The organism is Desulfatiferula olefinivorans, from assembly GCF_054657895.1.
Window position 1 is genome coordinate 235,222 of the sequence record NZ_BAAHXV010000004.1, and the last position, 20,979, is coordinate 256,200.

The following is a 20,979-nucleotide window of genomic DNA, read 5'->3' on the forward strand; positions in this document are numbered from 1 at the left end:
TCTCGTAACACCCTCAAAAAAAAATCAGTCTTGATCTAAGTCAAGGAACCTTCCCGACCGTTTGCGTATAGTGGGATCAAACGTAAGGCAATGACCCGTCAGAATTGACGACAAGCGATCAGTCAATAACCAAGGAGAAAATCACATGTTCTGTTTTCAGTGCGAGCAAACGGCAAAAGGCAAGGGATGCGAAACCATAGGTATCTGCGGCAAACAACCTGACGTGGCGGCTCTTCAGGATCTTTTGATTCACAGTGTCAAACACCTGTCCGTGGTGGCCAAAAAGGCTGCGGCAAAAGGCGTCCGCGACGGGGCCATCGATCATTTCACCTGTGAAGCGGTTTTTTCCACCCTGACCAACGTGGACTTCGATCCGGAGCGGTTTGTCGCCATGATCCGGGCCTGTGCGGAGTATACGGATCGCCTGGCCGGACGGGCAGGGATTGAGGTTGCCAAGGGTCCCCACTGCGATGTGGCCGGAAAAAGCAAAGACGAGCTGGCGGCCATGGGTGAAAAGGTCGGCATCATGGCCGATCCCCTGCTTAACGCGGACATCCGATCCCTCCGCGAACTGTTGACCTACGGCATCAAGGGTCTGGCCGCCTATGCGGACCATGCCGCCATTCTTGGCCAAAGAGATACGGTGATTTACGATTTCATCTACGAGGCCATGGCCGCCACCCTCGATGACGGCCTCGGCGTCAACGATATGGTGGGGCTCTGCCTGAAATGCGGCGAGGTGAACATCCGGGCCATGGAACTTCTGGACGCAGGCAACACCGGCACCTACGGTCACCCGGTTCCCACGGCGGTGCCCCTTTACGCGAAAAAAGGCAAGGCCATCCTGGTGTCCGGTCACGATCTGAAGGATCTGGCCATGCTGCTCGAACAGAGCCAGGGCAAAGGCATCAACGTTTACACCCACGGCGAAATGCTGCCCTGTCACGGGTACCCGGAGCTGAAAAAATACAGTCATTTCTATGGACATTACGGCACAGCCTGGCAGAATCAGGCCAAGGAATTCGACGCCTTCCCCGGAGCGATTCTGATGACCACCAACTGCATCCAGAAGCCCCGGGAAACGTATAAGGATCATATTTTCACAACCGGTCTGGTGGGCTGGCCCGGCCTGACCCACATCGCGGACAAGGATTTCACCCCGGTGATCGAAAAGGCCCTTGCCCTGCCGGGATTTGCCGAGGATACGGCCGGAAAGACCGTCATGGTGGGCTTTGCGAGGAACGCGGTTCTCGGTGTGGCCGACAAGGTCATCGAGGCCGTGAAATCCAAGGCCATCCGTCACTTTTTCCTGGTGGGCGGCTGCGACGGCGCCAAACCCGGCCGCAACTACTACACGGACTTTGTGGAACAGGTGCCCAAAGACTGCATGGTCCTGACCCTGGCCTGCGGCAAGTTCCGTTTCTTTGACAAGGATCTGGGCGACATCGGCGGCATTCCGAGACTTCTGGACATCGGACAGTGCAACGATGCCTACTCGGCGGTGCAGATCGCCGTGGCCCTGGCCGGTGCCTTTGACTGCGGGGTCAACGATCTGCCCCTGTCGTTCATTCTCAGCTGGTACGAACAGAAGGCCTGCGTGATTCTGCTCAGCCTGCTGCATTTGGGGATCAAAAACATCAAGCTCGGGCCCTCGCTGCCGGCCTTCATTTCACCCAATGTGCTGAACGTTCTGGTGGAGAATTTCAATATCGCCCCGATCAGCACGGTGGAGAAAGACATGGCCGAGTGCCTGGGATAACCCGTCAATCATGAATACCGGGTCACGGTGATCCGTGATCCGGTCCGGGCCGCCAAATACGGTCCGTATGCCTAAGGAGGTGCGCGATGAAATGCCCCGGACAGGATACCCAGTATTGGAGCAAAAACGCCATTTTTGATGCCAAGTGCCCCAAATGCGGACACACCGTCGAATTTTTCAAGGACGACACCGCACGAAAATGCGGGGCCTGCGGCCACCGTTTCGCCAACCCCAAGATGGATTTCGGGTGTGCCTCTTACTGTCAGTATGCCGAACAGTGCCTGGGCTCGCTGCCGCCCGAACTGATGGCCGAGCGGGGGGACCTGCTCAAGGACCGGGTGGCCGTGGCAATGAAACGGTATTTCAAAAGCGACTTCAAGCGCATCGGCCACGCCACCCGGGTGGCCCGCTACGCCGAGCGGATCGGCAAAGAAGAGGGCGGCAATCTGTCGGTGATCATCACCGCCGCCTACCTTCACGACATCGGCATCCATGAGGCCGAGAGGCGATACAACAGCACGGCGGCACGGTATCAGGAAGAACTGGGCCCCGCTATCGCCGAAGAGATTCTGAAAAAACTGGGGGCTTCGACGGAGATGATCGAGGAGGTCTGCGACATGGTCGGCCATCACCATCACCCCCGTGAAAACGAGACGACCAACTTCAAGGCGCTCTACGACGCGGATCTGATCGCCAACCTGGAAGACAACAAAAAGGACGAACCCATCAGCGAGGACCGCTTGAACCGCATCATCGAGAAATCCTTTCTCACGGCAAGCGGCGGCGACCTGGCCCGGAAAACGTTGCTCTAATAAGGAGAACCATCATGAAAGTCATGCGAAAAATAATCGAAATCGACGAAGACAAATGCACAGGCTGCGGCCAGTGTGTGGTGGCCTGCGCCGAGGGCGCCATCGAAATCCGGGACGGCAAGGCGAAAATTATACGGGATGTGCTGTGCGACGGGCTGGGGGCCTGTATCGGCGAATGTCCCGAGGATGCCCTGCACATCATCGAGCGGGAAGCCGAGGAGTTTGACGAGGCGGTGGTTCACGAACACCTGAAACAGATGGAACAGCAGAAAGCGGGCGCCCCCATGGCCTGCGGCTGCCCGTCGTCCCAGATCCAGAGCTTCGGTGCCGCTTCATCCTGCCAGGGTGCCAATGTGCCCAGGGCCGTTTCCGGCGGCCCGTCGGCCCTGACCCAGTGGCCGATCCAGATCAAGCTGGTGCCGCCCAACGCCCCCTTCCTCAACGGGGCCGATCTTCTGGTGACCGCCGACTGCGTGGCCGTGGCCTATCCGGGCCTGCATCAGGATCTTCTCAAGGGTCGGGCCGTGATGATGGGCTGCCCCAAATTCGACAACGCCCAGGAGTACATCGATAAATTCGCCCAGGTGTTCAAACAGTCCGGCATAAGGAGCGTCACCGTGGCCCTCATGGAGGTGCCCTGCTGCTCGGGTCTGTCTACGATCATCAAGCGGGCCATGGACCAGTCGGGCATGGATATCCCGGTCAGCGAGGTCGTGGTCGGTATCCGCGGACAGATTCTGTAAGCCAGGAACAAAAACAGGCCCCCGGCATCCCTGCCGGGGGCCTGTTTTCAGACATGGGGGGCCGTCAGGGGCGACGGCCGGTCCCATTCAACCGTTCTTGGGTGATATGTTTGAAATCTGAGTCACGTGTCCATATAATCAATGTCATTAACTTAAGACACTGATGGGCACGCTGCGCTTTGCCCATCAGGCGAAACAGCAACATCACTCGTTAAGCTAATGACATTGTCCATAAAACAGCATGGAGGAATCGATGATATTCATGATGAACTCGTAAAACGTCATCACATCCAATCCCCGCATTTTTTCCTCGGACAAAGCCCTTGACACCCGTAAAAAGCCCATGGTAGCTTATTTGGACATTGAACATTCCACCCTGATGGTGCGGACTTACTTCAACAACATACACGCGGATTGAACGGGAATACCGGGGTCTGAGGAGCGGATCATCAGATTCGGTTTCCCTGTTTTTTTCTTCATCATGGGCCCGGCAACCTGATCATGCCGGGATCTGGAGGGCCATGTCACCCACTCGCCCCATATTCAAGCACGCGATCGTGACGGTTCTGCTGTTTTTTCTTTTTGTTCCCGGTGTCTGCCGGGCCTTCGACGCCGGCCCTCTTTCCGTGCACGGTTTCGTCAGCCAGGGTTATCTCAGGACCACGGCCAATGATTATCTGGCCAGAACGGAAGGGGGAAGCACCGAGTTCAACGACGTGGCCATTAACGTGTCCCGGGAGCTGACAGACCGGCTCCGGGTCGGCTGCCAGTTCATCGCCCGGGATCTTGGGGACGCGGGCAACAACAAGGTGAACCTGGACTGGGGCTATGGCGATTATCGTTTCCGCGACGAGTTGGGTCTCCGGGTGGGCAAGGTCAAACGTCCCATGGGTCTTTTCAACGAGGGCCGCGACGTGGATCTGCTCAGAACGTGTATCCTTCTGCCCCAGAGTGTTTACCGGGAAGACATGCGCGACATCTCGAACGCCGCCAAGGGGGGGGCGCTCTACGGAACGATTCCGGCGGCGTCCCTGGGCAGTTTCGATTACCAGCACGTCTACGGGTCCAAGGATCTGGATTTGGATTCCGTGGCCCTCAGACGACAGTTTCTCAATCGGTTTCCCGGCGCCGATGTCGGCGATATCCAGACCAATATCCGCTACACCGACACCACCCATGTGTTCTGGAATGTCCCGATCAAAGGCCTGAGGCTGGGCGTTTCCTATGAACAGGCCCGCATCGAGGCGGAATCGCCCGCCGTTCCGGATATCCCCACCAGTGATCCCGACGTGGTGATCGAGGGACAGCCCGCCCGCCGGCTTCGCATCGACCTTGAAAACGTCTGGATGGGGTCGGTCGAGTACCGCCGGGGCAATCTGATGCTGACCGCCGAAGTCTTGGATACGGTTCAGAGATTTACGATGGATTCGGGTGCGGCGGGTTATGACAGCCGCAAGGGTCACAGCATAGGCTATTACGGTGGAATTGACTATCGTTTTACCCGCTGGCTCGAGGTGGCAGCTTACTACAGTGTCTATTATCCGAACAAAAAAGACCGGAGCGGAAGAGATCAAACCGCCTATGGACGCCCCGATTACATGGGCTGGCAGAAAGACGCCTGCCTGAGCTTCAGGTTCGATCCCCTCCCGGGCTGGATCTGCAAGCTGGAAGGCCACGTCATCGACGGGGCGGCGCAGGTGTTCGACTATCAGGATCCTTTCGCGGTGGAAGAGCACTGGGGACTCTTCGCCGCGAAGGTTACCTATATGTTTTAGGGGGGGCGATGAAAAAGACCATTCTGCTTTTACTGCTCCTTCTGGTATCGGTCGCCATGCCCGCCCGGGCCGGATCCGTCATGGTGATCGCCCACCGGGATATCCCTTTTTCCACATTGACCGGCGACGAGCTCCAGCGGATTTTCCTGGGCAAGAAGACCTTTTCGACCGGAGACCGGCGCATCGTGCCAGTGTGTCTGAAACACGGCGACATTCACGAGACCTTTCTGAGATCGTTCATCGACATGAACGTCTCCCAGTTCGATATTTTCTGGAGACAGGCCGTTTTTATCGGAACGGGGACCCCGCCGAAAGCCTTCGACCATGAGGACGATGTAATCCGCTTTGTCGAAAACACGCCCGGCGGCCTGGGCTATATCGGTTCTGAAATCGATCATGATACGGTCAAGGTCATCACGGTCAAGGATTGACGGCTTCGGGGCTTCAAATCAGGAAACAGACATCATGTGGCGTTCGATGAGCATCGCGAAAAAGATTCTTCTGCCTCTGGGGGTGGTGGTTGTCGTGTATTCCCTGACCATCGGCTACGGGGTTTTCATGAGTCGCCAGACCAACGTCCGGCTGAACGACCTGGCCGACACGGTGTATCCGGCCTCCCAGCTCAGCAGGAAAATTCTCCGCCTGTTCGAAGAAGAGATCAAGCTGTACCAGGACATGGTGGTGAACGGCGATATATATCTGTCGATTCATGCCCGGGAAAAGGGCGATGAAGTGATCAGGGAGCTGGATGAACTTGATAAAATCGTCCGTGATCCTTTGGTGAAAAAAGAAATCGCCGAAACACTGGAGGACCTCAGGGAATTCAGTATATGGGCACCGGACGTGTATGAGGAGATGCGTAAAACCGCATCGGATTACAGCCCTGAAACCATAGAAAAAGCCGCGCACCTGGCTGAAACGTGGAAGGGCATTGCCGGCGATCTGAGACGGTACAGTGAGTATTTCTCAAACACCATCCTCAGCGAACTGAAGACCACCGGCAGAAAGCTCCAGCGACAGGGGCTGGTGAACGTCCTGATTTTCGTGTTCGGCGTGGGCGCTTCCCTTCTGGTCGTCCTTCTGGTCGTCATGAGATTCATCAAGGTCCCCCTCCAGAAAACCATCGATGCCTTTTCCACGGGCGCCATGGGCGAATTTTCCACGCGGCTGGATGATTCCGCATCGGACGAATTCGGACGCCTTGCCCGATATTTCAATATCTTCATGGAAAAACTGGAGGTGTACAACCGTGATTTGCGGGCCGAAATCGACAGCCATCGAATCTCCATGGAGAGCCTCCGGAAAAGCGAGGAGATTCACACCAAACTGGTCAACACCATCCCCGAGGTCGTCATGCGGACCGACATGGACGGGCGCATCCTCTTCGTCAATGATTTCACCCTGGAACTGACGGGTTTTTCCCGTGAAGAGCTGATTGATACGAACATGCTGATGTTCATCTCCCCGGATGATCATCAGCGGGCCCGGGACAACATGCTGGTGATGCTCGATGGCCGCCAGGCCATGAACGAGTACATGGTTCTCAAAAAAGACGGGGCGATCCTTTATTTTGAGATCGGAGGCGATGTGCTTCGAAACGAAGACGGGGCCCCCTTCGGTCGGGTCTATGTCTGTCGGGACGTAACCCCACGAAAGCTGGCGGAGAAGGAGCGGGTCAGGCTCCAGGAACAGCTTGTCCAGAGCCAGAAAATGGAATCCATCGGGAAACTGGCCGGCGGCGTGGCCCATGATTTCAACAACATGCTCAGCGTGATCATCGGCAACGCGGAAATGGCCCTTGAGGATCTGGCTCCCACGGACCCCTTTTACACGGTCTTAAGCAGCATCCTGAATGCGGGGGAACGTTCCGCCAATCTGACCCGCCAGCTTCTGGCCTTTGCGCGCAAACAGACCATCGATCCTAAGATTCTCGACCTCAACGATATCGTGGGCAGCATGCTCAAAATGCTTCAGCGGCTGATCGGCGAAGGCATTCGGCTGGTCTGGTCGCCGGAGAAAGGCCTCTGGCCCGTCAACGCCGATCCGTCCCAGATCGACCAGATTCTGGCCAATCTCGTGGTGAACGCCAGAGACGCCGTTGACGACACGGGGCGGATCACCATCGAAACCGCCAACGTGGTCTACGACGAGGCCTATTGCAAGGATCGGGTCGAATGTCTGCCCGGTGATTATGTGCTTCTCGCGGTCAGCGATAACGGAACGGGGATAAACAGGGACATCCTGGTCAGGATTTTCGAACCCTTCTTCACGACAAAGCCAAGCGGAGAGGGAACCGGGCTGGGATTGTCCACCGTTTACGGCATCGTCAAGCAGAACGGCGGATTCGTCAATGTCTACAGCGAACCGGGCAAGGGGACGACGTTCAAGATCTACCTGCCCCGCTGTCTGTCCGGAGAATCTTTCCTGTCGCAGGAAGGTGAGGATCGCATCATAGGAGGCTCGGAAACCGTGCTGGTGGTCGAAGACGAGGCGGTCGTTCTGAATCTCACCCGGAACATGCTCGAGCGACTGGGCTACACCGTTCTCGCCGCCGCGCGGGTCGAAGAGGCCCTTACCCTAGCCGCTGACCATAAGGGAAACATCGACCTGCTTCTCACCGATGTGGTGATGCCGCAAATGAACGGGAAGGAACTGGCCCGGCGAATCGAAACCCTGCGGCCTGGCGTGAAAAGCCTGTACATGTCCGGCTATACCGCCAATGTCATCGCCCACCACGGCATCCTCGACAAAGGCGTTCGTTTCATCGCCAAACCCTTCAGCCTCCGTGACCTCGCCGCCCGCCTTAGGGAGGCTCTGGACGAAGGGGCCTGATTCAATCCGGGATACAATCCGAAACAACCTGATCTCGGATGCTGAGGGCTCGTGTCATCCGAGTCGGGGCCGTTTTCGTCTGAGTGGCGCATTCTGTTTGTCGCAGGACGGTTTTATGGCCACTGACATGGTGATCCGTGATTGTCGGTCAAGGAATGTGGGAGAGATACTCCTCTTTTTTTTGAACGTTTTTGAACGTTCAGGTTACAGACCTATTGAAAACGCGACTAAAGACGCCACGGCGTCACGCGGATTCATCGGTAATCAAGGAAATGCCGGCGGCAAATACGCCAATGGTTCTTGAATGGTAAAAACCTGAAAAAAGGAGATTCCTATGAAAATCAACGCAAACACCCACATTGTCATTCTGCTGACGGCCGCATGGTTTATGCTATGCTCCTCAACTGTCTATGCAAAGCAGGCCGTCGTCAACCCCGGAGCGGTCAAACCGAACGACGCCGTCCTTGTGCCGGTAAAATTTAAAACGGATCTTGTTGTTGAAAGCATTCATGCCATGGAGTGTCTTTGCAGTGAACCCCTGGAAAGGGTCAATGCCATGCTCTATAACGACCTTTGGGTCACCATCGGCAACTGGCCGTGTTCCGGCTCGAAGGCCAATGCAACCGGACTGCTGCAGGTGAATTATTTCGATGAGTCCTCCAACAGATCCGTCACCGTGCCGGTTCCCTTTTCTATTAACGGCAACAGCAGAAAGGCCATTAAAATTCAAAGCGGCCCTGTGCTGATCAAGGCATCCAGCGGCGTTACGGCAAGAATAACCCGCATTGACGGCAATGTCGAAGACTGTAATCCCGGAAACAACAGCAAAACCGTCAGGGCCTGTCTGTTGCCGCCGATCTACTAGAACCCATTTCGAAGCAGGGGTGTGATGGTTGCCTCCGTCGGCCGGCATTTTGAAAACGCGCCTGGGACCCGGCGGAGGCAAATTTTTTAGATGTCGTCATGATTTTTTGACAAATTCCGATTTTAACTTCATGGCGCCGATACCCGGTATTTTGCAGTCGATATTATGGTCGCCGTCGACGAGGCGAATGTCCCTGACTTTGGTTCCCACCTTGACGACGGATGACGAACCTTTGATTTTCAGGTCTTTGATCACCGTTACCGCATCCCCGTCCGCAAGCACATTTCCATAAGCATCACGCACCACGGCGTTCTGATCGGAGCCGGCCTTTTCCGCATCAGGCGACCATTCAAGGCCGCATTCCGGGCAGACATACAAAAGCCCGTCTTCGTAGGCGTATTCCGAACTGCATTGTGGGCATGGAGGTAATTGGCTCATGGGGCATCCTTTTCATGTGAGTGTTTATCCGGCCGTCCGTTTTTTTCGATGCGATCGAAGCGGAACATGTCAATGGCGACACCATAACCCACAATCCCGACGTATGCCATCACGAAAATGATTTTCCGTTCCGATCAGATAAAATGAGAAATCCTTTAAGATTTTTTACTCCAACGGATAAAATCCGGGGGATTCAACGGCCACCTCCTATGCCTCCGGGGAAATGGGGGAGATCTCGAACGTGATCGTGGGTGTCAATACCATCGTGTCGGGGCTCGCCGCAGCCGTCGAGGAGCAGTCCGCCGCCACCCGGGAAATCGTCCTCAATGTGTCGGAAGTGGCCAAAGGCATTGAAGACACCTCCCACAAATCCTCGGACGCCGGTGACATCTCCTCCGGCATCACAGGCCTGATGACGGAAATGACCCGGGTGGCCGGAGACATGGCCGAACGCAGCGACGACGTCGCCCAAAGCTCCGTCGGCTTTTCCGACGTGGCCGCCGCGCGGCATGCCTTCCCTGATCAGAATCGTTCTCGGTTCTGAGGAACGTGGTCAGGGCGTTCAAGATATGATGCTCTCGTAAGGACCTGAAGGGGAGATCGAAATCAATGCCGTTAAATGAAGACACGTTCCAGGAGTCCATAGATGGGCGCGAAGACAGAAACATCCAGTAACGGAAGATATAAAGGCTTGATCCGTTTATCGTTTCGAATGTTGGGCGTCCTGAAACACAAGACGCATTTTTTCGGCCAGGTCTTTTTTCATAAAGGGCTTCCGGAGGAAGTGGGTTTCATCGATCAGGGAGCCCTGCCGGGCGATAAGGTTTGCTGTATAACCGGACATGAAGATCCGTTTGAGGCCCGGATTATCCGCCGTCAGACGGTCAGCGAGTTCGGGGCCGTTTATTTCAGGCATGATCACGTCGGTCATCAGAACGTGGATCTCTTTTCCGTGTTCCCGGGCCAGACGGATGGCCTCGGACGGTGAGGCGGCCGAAAGGACCTTGTAGCCCATGCTTTCCAGCATGGTTTTAACCATGGACAGCATGGACGGCTCGTCTTCCACCAGAAGGACCGTTCCCTGGCCTGATTCCGCTGTTGTTTCCTCACAGGCTGGAACGAACGGGGGTTCGGGCTCCTCCTCCCGCGGGAGATGGATGCGAAAGGCCGTCCCCTGGTCCGGCCCGCTGTCAACGACAATGAATCCCTTATTCTGTTTGACGATCCCGTAGACGGTGGCCAGACCCAGGCCGGTTCCCTGTCCCTGGGGCTTGGTGGTGAAGAACGGCTCAAAGATATGATCGAGCGTCTCCCGGTCGATGCCGCTCCCGTTGTCGGACACCGACAGGCACACAAAGTCGCCGGGGTTGTGATCCGGATGATGGGTGCAGTATCCTTCGTCATACGAACAGTTCGTCGTTTCAATACGGATTTGGCCGGAACCGTGGACGGCATCCCGGGCGTTGATGCAGAGGTTGGCAAGGATCTGGTCCACCTGGGACGGATCCATCCGGACAGGCCAGAGCCCGACCTCGGAGCGGAAGGAAAGTACCACTCCCTCGCCGATGAGCCGCCGTATCATGAAAAGGGTTCCGGTGACCGCATCATCGAGTTTCAGAACCTTCGGGGAAATGGTCTGTTTCCGGGCAAAGGCAAGCAGCTGGCGTGTCAGGTCCGCCGATCGCTGGGCCGCTTTTCGGATTTCACAAAGATCGGATTCGAGCACGTGCCCCGGGTCCACCTGATCCATGGCAAGTTCCGTATGCCCGAGGATCACCCCCAGCATATTGTTGAAATCGTGGGCCACCCCGCCGGCGAGCCGTCCCACCGATTCCATTTTCTGGGCCTGAACCAACTGTTCTTTCAACGACGCTTGTTCTTTTTCCGATTTTTTCTGGTCGGTAATATCCCGAATGAAGGCAAAAACCTGATCATCGCTTCCGGGGAGCGTCTGGGCAGTCACGTCAAGGATAGCGAAACCCCCGTTTTTTCGGATGTGACGGGTTTCGAATCGATCCATGCTGCCGGAAAGAATTTTTTTCATCCTGGTCCGGATGTCTTCGTCTGACTGGTTCACATCGATCTGTTCCAGTGTCATCTGCATCAGTTCATTCCGGCTGAATCCGGTGATTCTGCAGTATGCGTCGTTGACGTCGAGGATCTGTCCTTCCGCGTCTGAAATGACAAATCCGTCAAGCGCCACCTGAAGAATCAACCGGGATCGGGTTTCACTTTCAATGAGGGCCGCAGTTCGTTGCTCGACAAGGCGTTCCAGGTTTCGAAACAGAAAGGAATTTTTGAGAATCAGGGAAAGAAGGCCGGACAGATCGGTCAAGGTGCCGAGAATGCCCTCGATGCCCCGTTCATCCATGATGTCGAGCAGAAGGAGCACCCCGAAACTCTCTGCGCCGACCCTGAGCGGAATGACAAACGATGACCCCATGCCGCACGCACGGAGGATTTGGCCGATGTCTCCCTGACCCGGTCGTATGAGGGCCGGAGACCTCATCGCATCCGAAAGATCCCTGAGTGAGGCGAGGTCCGGTCGGTCAAACATGTCTTTCCGTCGCTCGGGGCAGGCACCGATCAGCCGTCGTTCACCATCCGGTGTGTTTTCGAAGAGGGCCACCAGCCGCGCCCCGATAATTTCTCGGATCTGGGTCGTGATCATCGACGCGCATTTGCCGATATCTTCGGAATGGGACAGGATATTGAGCAACAGATCCTGTTGGAGTGCCGAAATCAGGGGATCATGATTCATGGTTCGGTCCCTTGTCAAGCCACATCAAAGCCGTTTCAACCGCGCGGGCCAGATGGTCTAACGGCGCAGGGATCGTTTCAACGGGCATATTGAAGAATGAGGCGATGTCATCGAGGGTTTTTGTGGGGACAGGCACAAGGCCCGTATCCAGATACGCCAGCCGTTTCCGGGTTTCTCCCATGAACTCCCGGGCCAGCTCACGGTCAGAGAAGCCCAGCTCTTTATGAAAGACCTCCTGCCATCGCTCGGTCCATTCCGGCAGGAAAAGAAAGGTTTTTTCTCGTCGACAGGCCGCGTACCGTTCCGGGCCAAGCAAAAGTTCGGCACAGTTCACGCCCGGCAGTCTCACACGGCCGGGAACCTGTTCCATCTCATGCATGTGGGCGTGGCAGTCTCCATAGACAATCAGGCATGGCCGGTTTTTTTGCTCGGATAAAACCCTCTGCATGTCACGATGAAGGCTAAGGGGGCGCATGTGCAGCATGGAGTCGAGAAACACCAGACCGTCTGCTTCGGGCATGGTCCCAAGAACGGACAGAATTTCCCGTTTGAGGACGGAGCAGCATAAAATCAACGGCACCTGTTTCATGATGTGTCCTTTGATGACCGGATGGTTTCGGCAATGGCCGTCAGGGTTTCCGGGGGCGTGTCCATGGGAACGTCCGCCGCCGACGTGGCAAACACAAAACAGGGATCGTCTTTTCGGTCGGTCAGAATATCTGTCACGCGCTCACGAACCGTCTTCATGGGCATCCGATTGAGGGCGGGGCCGTTGAGATTCCCGAGAAGGAGGCGGTGTGGGCCCAGAATGGATCGGGCTTTGTCCAGAGAATCCCGGTGATCCACGGCAAAGGCGCCCACCTGGGGCAGATCGAGGTAGCTTTGCAGCATGGGAACGATGGGATTCCCGCCATGATGAAACACAATGGGCCCCCTGACCTCCGTCATACATTGCCTGAGGGCCGGAAGGATGATGTCCTCGATCATTTTCGGATAAAGCAGGGACGGATGGGTGAACATCACCGGGATGGCGATAAAGTCCGCCCCATGGTCAATCAGGGTGTTGGCCAGGCTGACAAAATGCCGGCCCGTTTTCTCCAGAATATTTTGTGCCAGAGGCTCGTCAAACAAAAGGGTTTCGATCCACATGTCAATGCCCATCAGAAGGGCGGGAAGATCCACAGGGGCGGCGATGACGGCGCAAACGGGTTTTGTTTCCCTGAATGTTTTCGAAAGGAGACGAACGCTTTCCCGGAGGTAAACAAGGCCCGGACGTTGCTCTGTGCGGGGAAGACGCAGATCCCCGAACGCTTCCGGATTCCGAAAGGCGGGTTTCTTCACATTGGGCGGATTGTTCGGCAAAAAGGTCAGCTCGCTCCCGAAGGCTTCCGCCTCAAGGGGCAGGGCGAAGGGGGCGAAAAGGATATCCGGCCCAACCAGCCGGTCAACGGCCGCCTGGCCGTCGACGTAACGATCGGGATCACGGTAATAGGCGGTTGTGGGGCATCCGGTAAGACCGGCTCCGTAAAGGCTCAGGGTCATGGTGAACGGCGGCCGATCCGTGTTGCGGCCCTGCAACGCAGCGACGACGCGTTCACGGGAGGTCAAGGTCATCGCTATCCCTCCACAGACGGGTTATCAGGTCGGGGGCCCCCACCGCACTGGCCGTTGTCCCGTCGCCACCCACTTCGTCCGCCAACTCGGGCCTGATTTTGAAAACAGCCCCGCCCACAGCGAGTTTGAGGTGATCCCTAAGGCCCCGCCGATCGATTTCCTCGCGGATTTTCAGGATATTTTGGGCCGTGGTAAACATCATGGCCGAAACACCGATCACCCTGGCCCCGTTTTTAAGGGCCTCATCCACGAACAGGTCCGCCGTCACGTCGTTGCCCAGATCGATGACGTTCCATCCTGCGGTTCTCAGAAAAATCCCCACAAGCCGGCGGCCCAGGGAATGGTAATCATCCTCGACGTTGCCGATCACCACCGGCCCCCGGGTCAAAGGCGATGCGGCTTTGAGCGCATGGACTTTCATCAGTGTGTCTTCGGCGATTTTACCGGCAAGGTAGCCGATGGCGAGGCTGATGCGTTCAGCAACCCATCCTTCGCCGATTTCCGTTAGAACAGGTTCAAGCACATCGGAAAGCGTGCTTTGTGAACCATGCCGGGCCATCCAGTCATCGAGCAGGGCGTTTGCGTCGGCCCTGTTTCCTGAAAGAATAAAATCAAGAAGATGTTCTCGTGCAACACGGTGTTCCATGGTACCTCCGGGACGGATTGATAAGCCGGGGTTTCGTCGCGAAAAATCGTATGACCTGAAAATGCGTTTTTACCTTGGTTGAGATAGCTGTGTCATCCCGACCAAACGGGCGTTTTATAAATGATTTAAACGTACTCTGGCCGACCCGGCGTGTCAAGCCTTTGCTCGCGACCCAGGCGAAACAGCGCGAAAAGGGGGGGGCAGGGGCATTGTCAGGCCGTGAGGGGAGGGGGCTGGTTATCGCCCGCCTTCCCCGTTTCGGCCGGAGTCTTTGAACGGCTTTTGTTCTCGTGCATATCCGTTAGTAATCGTACCAGCCTTTTCCGACCTTCCTGCCGATCCGTCCGGCGTCCAGGTGCTCGCGGAAGATACCGGGGGCTTTGAACCGGTCGCCGTAGGCCTCGCTTAGAATGTCAAACACCTTTGAAAGAAGGTCGAGGCTGATGTTGTCGCTGAGGCGGAAGGGCCCGACCGGATGGCCGAGGCCGAGCATGCAGGCGGTGTCGATATCCTCGATGGTCGCAACGCCTTCATCCAAAAGCCTGTAGGCTTCATTCATCATGACGAGCAGGATTCGGTTGACCACAAACCCCTCCACGTTTCTGACCTTGACCGGTTTCTTGCCGATCGCCTCGCAAAAGGCCATGGCCATGTCCACGGCATAAGGAGCGGTCAAGAGGCCGGGGATCACTTCGACGAGCTTCATGACCGATGCGGGCGAGAAAAAATGCAGGCCGATGAACCGTTCGGGCCGTGCGGCAGAGGCAAGCCGGGTGATCGAAATGGACGAGGTGTTTGATGCGAAAAGGCAGTCCGGCTTGCAGACAACATCGAGCTCTTTGAAGAGATTCTGCTTGATATCGATCACTTCAAGGATGGCTTCGATGACGATATCAACGTCTTCAAACCCGTCGTTCGAGGACTGCGGGGTGACGCGCCCTAAAATCGCCTCTTTTTCCGATGCGTCGAGTTTCCCCTTGTCGACCGATTTGGAAAGGATTTTATCGATCGTCGTTTTGCCCTTGTCGGCAAGCTCCCGGCTGATCTCTTTCATCAGCACATCCATTCCCGCCCGTGCACAGCAGAGCGCAATCTCCGCCCCCATCATCCCGGCGCCCACAACGCCGACTTTTTTAATCGCAGTCATCATCTTTCCCCTTGTTTTGGACGTGTTAGCCGGAACTCCCGGCAGAAAGTCATTTTTGTTAACGTTTACGTAAAGATTAAACGGCTGTCAATACAATATTGGTTAAAATATGGTTCCTGCAATGCCTGCCCCAAACAAAAACGGTATCCAAAAACTCGATACCGTTACCGAAGATGATACCACCCGTTCGCATGTGCTTGATGAAGGGCATGATGATCACGAAGAAAAAACCTCGGGGTCCATGAAGGGGCGAATTCCATCGTTGTACCTCAAAATGAAACCTGATAAATGATAAAAAAAGATGTGAGTATGATTGAATGACATCTTGATGAATTGCTATTTCGGATCGGTAATCAAATAACCGATCACTCCTCCATGCCGAGACGGAATAAAAATGAAAATGACAAAACGAAACGCTCTTATTATCCTGGCTATTGTTATTGTTTCAGGCGCACTGTTTTTGAAACATAAACCCGAAACGAGCCAGTCGGAGGGGTCTGTACAAAGGTATCAATTCCCGGCCGGAGAGTCTAATCAGGCGCCGTCGCCCGCCTTGACATTGCCCATGCAGGGAATATCACCTGATATCGCAAAGAATATCCGTGCCCTCGTTATAAAAACAAACAAAAAACCATCGCCCATCGTAAGTGAGAATTTTATCGAATCCCAGAAAAAACATCGGGAAGATGCGACCCTGTTTCTATGGGCAAGGCGATCGATCGAAGAAAACGGGAATGACCGATCCGATAAATTTGTCTCGGCACTCTGCGATTATGAAGAGCGCGTGGATAAAGAATTTTTTAATTTTTCAATCCGTATCTCAGAAAAAAACACAAGTGAAATTGCCCGATTGAAGAAGGTCTTCGCAGCTCTTTTTTTAAATATTGCAAAGAATTATGAGATGCTCTGCAAGTATTCCATGGCGGATGTATATTACAAGAGGGCTCTTGAGTTGAGTCGTGAAACCAAAGAGCAAAAAAAAGAATCAGCCATTTTGACTGACCTTGGTGTTTTGTATGCACGAAAAGGAATGTATCAGGACTCGCTCGATTTTCTCAAAGAAAGCCTGGCCATTGATACGAAAATGGACAACCATGAGGGGATGATATGTAATAATATCAATCTTTCAAATGTTTATGCATCAATGGGACAAGACACTCTGGCCACGGTGTATCTCGTCGCCGCAAGATCCGATCTTGAAGATGTAACCATAGAAAATAATGATCGATATAAAACGATCATCACAAACAACCAGGCCTTGTCCAATTATCGTAACGGGGACTTGAACGCGGCGTTGTCCGATATCGGCTCATTGACCCGGAATATCAGTAAAAAAAAATCCCACCCGGACACTGTGGTGTTGTTTAACAAGTCGGAAATCTTGTCAAAATTGGGCCAATACGATGAAGCAAACCGTATTTGCAGGGATTTGATTCATTTTATTAAATATGAAAACAAAGTGAAATATCGTTGTTCGATATTCTATCAGCGTATTGCGGAAACAACGGACAAACATCAGCTTGACGCTCTTCCGGATGATTTTTTCATGTATGATTGTGAATTGTATTGGAGAATTCAACGCGGTCTTGCATCAGGGCTGCTTTATAACAACACCATGTCGCTTAGTATCGTTGACCATAATCGGGCGGTTTTGACGGCCATTGAACATATACGTTCTTCTCTGGATACGATGAAAGAACGATCGGAATTCATGAGGGATAAAAAATGGGTGTATGATGAGATGATTTCTGCCTACGCATCGCTGCATCAAAAATATCCGGATAAGGGTTTTGATCGCCTATCCTGGGATGTTTTCGAAAGGAAACAGGGCCGGGAATTTTTGGACAGGATAGGGCTAAGTGGCGCACGTAATTTTTCGCGAAAGCCCCAGAAACTCATTGAATATGAAAACAAATACAAACATTTGGTTGAGGACAGAATAGGCGGTATCGGAGATGAGAACTATCACCCGGGCATTCTTGTGGCTGGTTTTCTCAATACCGCAAGTTTTGAGAGGCTTCGTCATAAAACGCATATGATAAATAATTTCCCCGAATACGCGAGCCTTATCAACCCTCAGGCTGTTTCATATGATGAATTGCGATCGGGGTTGCTTAAGCCGGATGAAGGGGTTTTGGTGTTTCAGACCACACCCTCAGGCATCTTGTCATGGGTGATAACCAAAGAGGATGTTTCTCTTCATACCGTCGCCATGGCCGAAGAAGATCTGACAGAAAGGGTTAAACGATTCCGACGGTATTCATCACAGCAGGCCATTGATGCGCTTCAATCGGGTGTCGATGCTGACGGTTTTTCCGACATCATCAACAAGAGTTTTGCCGAGTTTGCTCCCGTTAGTTCGGACTTGTATCAGGTTCTTTTCCAGGAATCGGTTTTGCAGAAACTATCTGATAAAAAGATACTTTTCATCGTTCCCACGGGATGCTTGTATGATCTTGCATTTGAGGCTTTGATCTTAGGGGTTTCAGCCAATGGCGTTCCACACTATCTGATTGAAGACTATGCGGTTTCCTATCTGTCTTCCGCGTCGATGTTGAAATTGATTTACGACACAAAACGGAAACGCGAATTTGAAAACAGGCCAAGGCAGAACGAACTTCTTGCATTTGCAAATCCTGTTTTTGATTCGGACGGATCCCGAGACGCATCAACACGGACCATGCAGAAAAATGAATACTTGACATTGATGGGTGGCGATTTTGCCGATCTTCCGGAGACAGAAGACGAAGTGCGGACGATATCGGCATGTTTGAAGAATGCGATTTCGAATGGCGTTCATGATGTTTATGTGCGTGAGAATGCCAACCGGGACCGGATACTCGGCATGAATGACGCTGATTCGTTGAGTTTATATAAATATATCGTTTTTGCCACACATGCCGTCATTCCGGGGGAAACCAATGGCGTGCTGCAACCCGCCATCGTTCTTTCCGATTCCGATCAAGGATCGTTTCTAACGATGAACGATATTCTCGGGCTTAAAATAAATGCAGATATGGTGGTTCTCTCCGCCTGCAACACCGGGCGCGGGGAAATGATCAAAGGGGAAGGGACGTTTGGTCTTGCTCGAGCTTTCATGTACTCCGGGGCTTCAACCGCAGCTGTGAATCTCTGGGCGGTGGAATCCATGTCCGCAAAGCAGATAAGCACCGGTATGTTTGAATCTATTTCTAACTTTCAGTCTCCGGTCCGGGCACTGCAGTCAAGCAAACTGGATTATTTATCCCAGGCTGTCGCCGAAAAACAATTTCAGCACCTTCACCCTTTTTTCTGGGCTCCGATGATTCTTTACGGCAATCTGAATCAGGACCACCTTCTCAATGCGACCGTCAGTATGGATACCTACAAAAAACCGGCCAAAGAAATATCCACTCAGTTGAATCGCATTATTTGGGATGGCAAACAATTTTTAGTCGTAGGGAATTGGGATACCATGCTGACCAGCCCGGATGGAATCAACTGGTTTCGTGAGACTCCCGGCATGGGTAGCAATCATATTCTTCATGATTTGTTGTACGCAGATGGCACCTATATTTTAACCGAGGCCAGTAATATGGGTGGGGGGGATAGCATTTATGTCAGTAATAATCTTTTTCAGTGGTCTTTTTTGATGAAAACCGACGGCTATACGGTACCGGCCTGGGGCAACGGGTTGTATCTGATGCAAGGCCGTTTCGGAAATGGACGGGTATCAAAAGATCTTAATAGCTGGTCTGAAATCTCAATTTCGACTCGCAAGGGAGACAAAAATATCGGTGATATTGAATACGGTGGTCCATCCGGTCATGAACTGTTTGTCTGTGTGGGTGCGGAGATACACACCAGCTCGGATGGATTGAACTGGAATACGGCATTTTCGCCTCAGGAAAAAGAACGATTTTATCAGGTGATATGGAACGGCGACCAATTTCTGGTCGTTGGGGAAAACCATTTTTTAATAAGTCCAGACGGCGTTGTCTGGACGCCATCGAAAAATGATATTGGGAACTTACCGGTCGCGTGGACCGGAGAGTCGTATGTGATGGTTTTATGGAAACAATCAGCGAAAAGCCATGACGGTATTCATTGGGATATGTTTGATCTCAAAGAAAAAAATACCCAGGGAAACGTCAATAGTATCGCATGGTCAGGAAATACCTGTGTCGCTGTCGGGAATCATGGGCTGATGATTTACAGCCATGACGGAATCACATGGAATAGGGTTCGGCTTGATCGTTGATGAAGGAATCATTCTAACCGGTTTTGAGAAGTTGCGGTCCGAATGATGCGGATTATTTGATCGTTTCGATAAAGGTAAGGGGGCCGCTGATCGCGAAGGCAACACACTGTTCCATGCCGTTTTATCCCATCGCATGTATTATTTTTCTTTGATCATCTGACGTAAATCATCGATACTCATCGTATCAAAGGTGATCATTGCGATTCGGCAAACACACACATATATATATCAGGGAGGCGGGCCATGAAAAAAACGACGATCGGTCTTGGCGTGATTTTTTTGGGGATCGCGCTGATTATCCTGATGGGTGGCCCGGGCCATGATATCACCAATCCGAACGTGACCGGCGACACCATTGTCTGCTTCGGGGACAGCCTGACCTTTGGGACCGGGGCGGAAAACGGTATGAGTTATCCCGACCAGTTGTCCCGCATGATTGGCCGGCCGGTGATCAATGCGGGGGTGCCCGGTGATACGACCCGAACCGCGCTCGACCGTCTTTCCGAAGACGTGCTCAGCAAAAACCCGGACATCGTCCTGATCACCCTGGGGGGCAACGATCTTAAAAACGGCATCTCCAAAGAAGAGGCCTTTGCCAACCTTGAGACCATTGTACGGACCATTCAGGGCCAGGGCGCCCTGGTCATCCTGGCCGGAATCGATATCCCCTTTTTTGGAAAAGGGTTCGGTGACGCATACAAGCAATTGGCCAAAGACACCGGCTCTCTTCTCATCCCTGATATTTTCAAAGGCATCATGGGCAAAACCGGATTGATGAGCGACCGGATCCATCCCAACGCAAAAGGATACACGATCATGGCCGAGCATTTTCACAAAAAAATTGGGCCGTATATCAGGTGATATGTAGTGATTTCGGGGTTTGATTCGTTTGGGCGAGTGTTTTTCCCGATACCGTTACCGAACCGTTTCGCCGCCCGTTTTCTCGACGCGTGGCGCAAGGGGCTTGTTGTGTTCAATAGTGTAGCTATTGACTCAGTTTGGAGCTTGCAATTCGATTAAGACTCACACCAGATTCAGCCGCTTGTATAGCCAATTTCCTATGAACATCAGGGGGTACACGGACCATAAACTTGCCACTGAAATTTTTGGTTGCTATCGGTTCAGGGATAGCCTCTGAATTATTGGCCATATCTAAGAGCACCTCAGCTACAAGTTTGCGAATTCCTTTTAAAGATTTCTCCGGACTGTCAGCCAACCAACTTAAACCTGGGAACTCTGCACACAAGCCGACATATTCCCCATCATCTTCGGACCATGTAACACGGTATGTATATTTATCAATTTTTTGTGCCATGGCTCACCCCCATTTTTTCAATAGCCAAAAGC

General features: G+C 53.4%; 19 protein-coding genes. 12 read left to right on the plus strand and 7 right to left on the minus strand.

Going from position 1 to position 20,979, the window contains the following annotated elements:
• The first annotated feature begins 145 nt into the window (after positions 1–145).
• From hcp to ACYQ11_RS05380, 8 genes are all read left to right on the plus strand, one after another.
• Complete coding sequence (hcp, locus tag ACYQ11_RS05345; protein WP_459922721.1) at positions 146–1,759, plus strand: hydroxylamine reductase; 1,614 nt, start codon at positions 146–148, stop codon at positions 1,757–1,759.
• A gap of 86 nt (positions 1,760–1,845) precedes the next feature.
• Positions 1,846–2,571 carry an HD domain-containing protein gene (locus tag ACYQ11_RS05350; protein WP_459922722.1) on the plus strand — a complete coding sequence of 242 codons (726 nt, stop codon included), beginning with the start codon at positions 1,846–1,848 and terminating at the stop codon, positions 2,569–2,571.
• 14 nt (positions 2,572–2,585) lie between these two features.
• Positions 2,586–3,314 (plus strand): ATP-binding protein, encoded by a 729-nt coding sequence (locus ACYQ11_RS05355; protein WP_459922723.1) that lies wholly within the window; start codon positions 2,586–2,588, stop codon positions 3,312–3,314.
• Between the two features lie 521 nt (positions 3,315–3,835).
• Positions 3,836–5,089 carry a hypothetical protein gene (locus ACYQ11_RS05360; RefSeq protein WP_459922724.1) on the plus strand — a complete coding sequence of 418 codons (1,254 nt, stop codon included), beginning with the start codon at positions 3,836–3,838 and terminating at the stop codon, positions 5,087–5,089.
• Positions 5,090–5,097: 8 nt separating this feature from the next.
• The gene (locus ACYQ11_RS05365) at positions 5,098–5,520 is read left to right on the plus strand and encodes a hypothetical protein (RefSeq protein ID WP_459922725.1); all 423 of its coding nucleotides are present in this window, start codon (positions 5,098–5,100) and stop codon (positions 5,518–5,520) included.
• A 34-nt stretch (positions 5,521–5,554) separates the two neighbouring features.
• Positions 5,555–7,921 carry an ATP-binding protein gene (locus ACYQ11_RS05370; protein WP_459922726.1) on the plus strand — a complete coding sequence of 789 codons (2,367 nt, stop codon included), beginning with the start codon at positions 5,555–5,557 and terminating at the stop codon, positions 7,919–7,921.
• 115 nt (positions 7,922–8,036) lie between these two features.
• Positions 8,037–8,225 (plus strand): hypothetical protein, encoded by a 189-nt coding sequence (locus ACYQ11_RS05375; protein ID WP_459922727.1) that lies wholly within the window; start codon positions 8,037–8,039, stop codon positions 8,223–8,225.
• Between the two features lie 30 nt (positions 8,226–8,255).
• Positions 8,256–8,786 (plus strand): hypothetical protein, encoded by a 531-nt coding sequence (locus tag ACYQ11_RS05380; protein ID WP_459922728.1) that lies wholly within the window; start codon positions 8,256–8,258, stop codon positions 8,784–8,786.
• 96 nt (positions 8,787–8,882) lie between these two features.
• On the opposite strand, the gene ACYQ11_RS05385 is transcribed toward ACYQ11_RS05380, so the two are convergent.
• On the minus strand, positions 8,883–9,224 hold the full coding sequence (locus ACYQ11_RS05385; RefSeq protein ID WP_459922729.1) for a zinc ribbon domain-containing protein YjdM: 342 nt from the start codon (positions 9,222–9,224) through the stop codon (positions 8,883–8,885).
• A 241-nt stretch (positions 9,225–9,465) separates the two neighbouring features.
• Between ACYQ11_RS05385 and ACYQ11_RS05390 the strand changes: the two genes are divergently transcribed.
• Positions 9,466–9,768, plus strand: a complete 303-nt coding sequence (locus ACYQ11_RS05390) for a hypothetical protein (protein WP_459922730.1) — start codon at positions 9,466–9,468, stop codon at positions 9,766–9,768.
• Between the two features lie 156 nt (positions 9,769–9,924).
• Here ACYQ11_RS05390 and ACYQ11_RS05395 read toward each other — a convergent pair whose 3' ends face one another.
• From ACYQ11_RS05395 to ACYQ11_RS05415, 5 genes are all read right to left on the minus strand, one after another.
• A complete protein-coding gene (locus tag ACYQ11_RS05395; protein WP_459922731.1) occupies positions 9,925–11,985 on the minus strand; it encodes an ATP-binding protein in 2,061 nt (686 codons plus the stop codon).
• Positions 11,975–12,574 (minus strand): DUF1638 domain-containing protein, encoded by a 600-nt coding sequence (locus ACYQ11_RS05400; protein WP_459922732.1) that lies wholly within the window; start codon positions 12,572–12,574, stop codon positions 11,975–11,977. Before ACYQ11_RS05400 ends, ACYQ11_RS05395 begins: the two co-directional genes overlap by 11 nt.
• Entirely contained in the window at positions 12,571–13,599 is a 1,029-nt protein-coding gene (locus ACYQ11_RS05405) for a uroporphyrinogen decarboxylase family protein (protein WP_459922733.1), read from the minus strand. The genes ACYQ11_RS05400 and ACYQ11_RS05405 overlap by 4 nt, the downstream gene beginning before the upstream one ends.
• Complete coding sequence (locus ACYQ11_RS05410) at positions 13,580–14,245, minus strand: cobalamin B12-binding domain-containing protein (protein ID WP_459922734.1); 666 nt, start codon at positions 14,243–14,245, stop codon at positions 13,580–13,582. Before ACYQ11_RS05410 ends, ACYQ11_RS05405 begins: the two co-directional genes overlap by 20 nt.
• A gap of 301 nt (positions 14,246–14,546) precedes the next feature.
• Positions 14,547–15,395 carry a 3-hydroxyacyl-CoA dehydrogenase family protein gene (locus ACYQ11_RS05415; protein ID WP_459922735.1) on the minus strand — a complete coding sequence of 283 codons (849 nt, stop codon included), beginning with the start codon at positions 15,393–15,395 and terminating at the stop codon, positions 14,547–14,549.
• A 106-nt stretch (positions 15,396–15,501) separates the two neighbouring features.
• Between ACYQ11_RS05415 and ACYQ11_RS05420 the strand changes: the two genes are divergently transcribed.
• The 3 genes from ACYQ11_RS05420 to ACYQ11_RS05430 all read left to right on the plus strand — a co-directional run bounded on the left by ACYQ11_RS05420 (position 15,502) and on the right by ACYQ11_RS05430 (position 20,493).
• Positions 15,502–15,684 carry a hypothetical protein gene (locus ACYQ11_RS05420; protein WP_459922736.1) on the plus strand — a complete coding sequence of 61 codons (183 nt, stop codon included), beginning with the start codon at positions 15,502–15,504 and terminating at the stop codon, positions 15,682–15,684.
• 108 nt (positions 15,685–15,792) lie between these two features.
• Positions 15,793–19,632 carry a CHAT domain-containing protein gene (locus tag ACYQ11_RS05425; RefSeq protein ID WP_459922737.1) on the plus strand — a complete coding sequence of 1,280 codons (3,840 nt, stop codon included), beginning with the start codon at positions 15,793–15,795 and terminating at the stop codon, positions 19,630–19,632.
• Between the two features lie 243 nt (positions 19,633–19,875).
• Positions 19,876–20,493, plus strand: a complete 618-nt coding sequence (locus tag ACYQ11_RS05430) for an arylesterase (RefSeq protein ID WP_459922738.1) — start codon at positions 19,876–19,878, stop codon at positions 20,491–20,493.
• A gap of 124 nt (positions 20,494–20,617) precedes the next feature.
• Here ACYQ11_RS05430 and ACYQ11_RS05435 read toward each other — a convergent pair whose 3' ends face one another.
• Positions 20,618–20,947: a type II toxin-antitoxin system HicB family antitoxin gene (locus ACYQ11_RS05435; protein WP_459922739.1), complete on the minus strand. Its 330-nt coding sequence runs from the start codon at positions 20,945–20,947 to the stop codon at positions 20,618–20,620.
• Between the last annotated feature and the right edge of the window lie 32 nt (positions 20,948–20,979).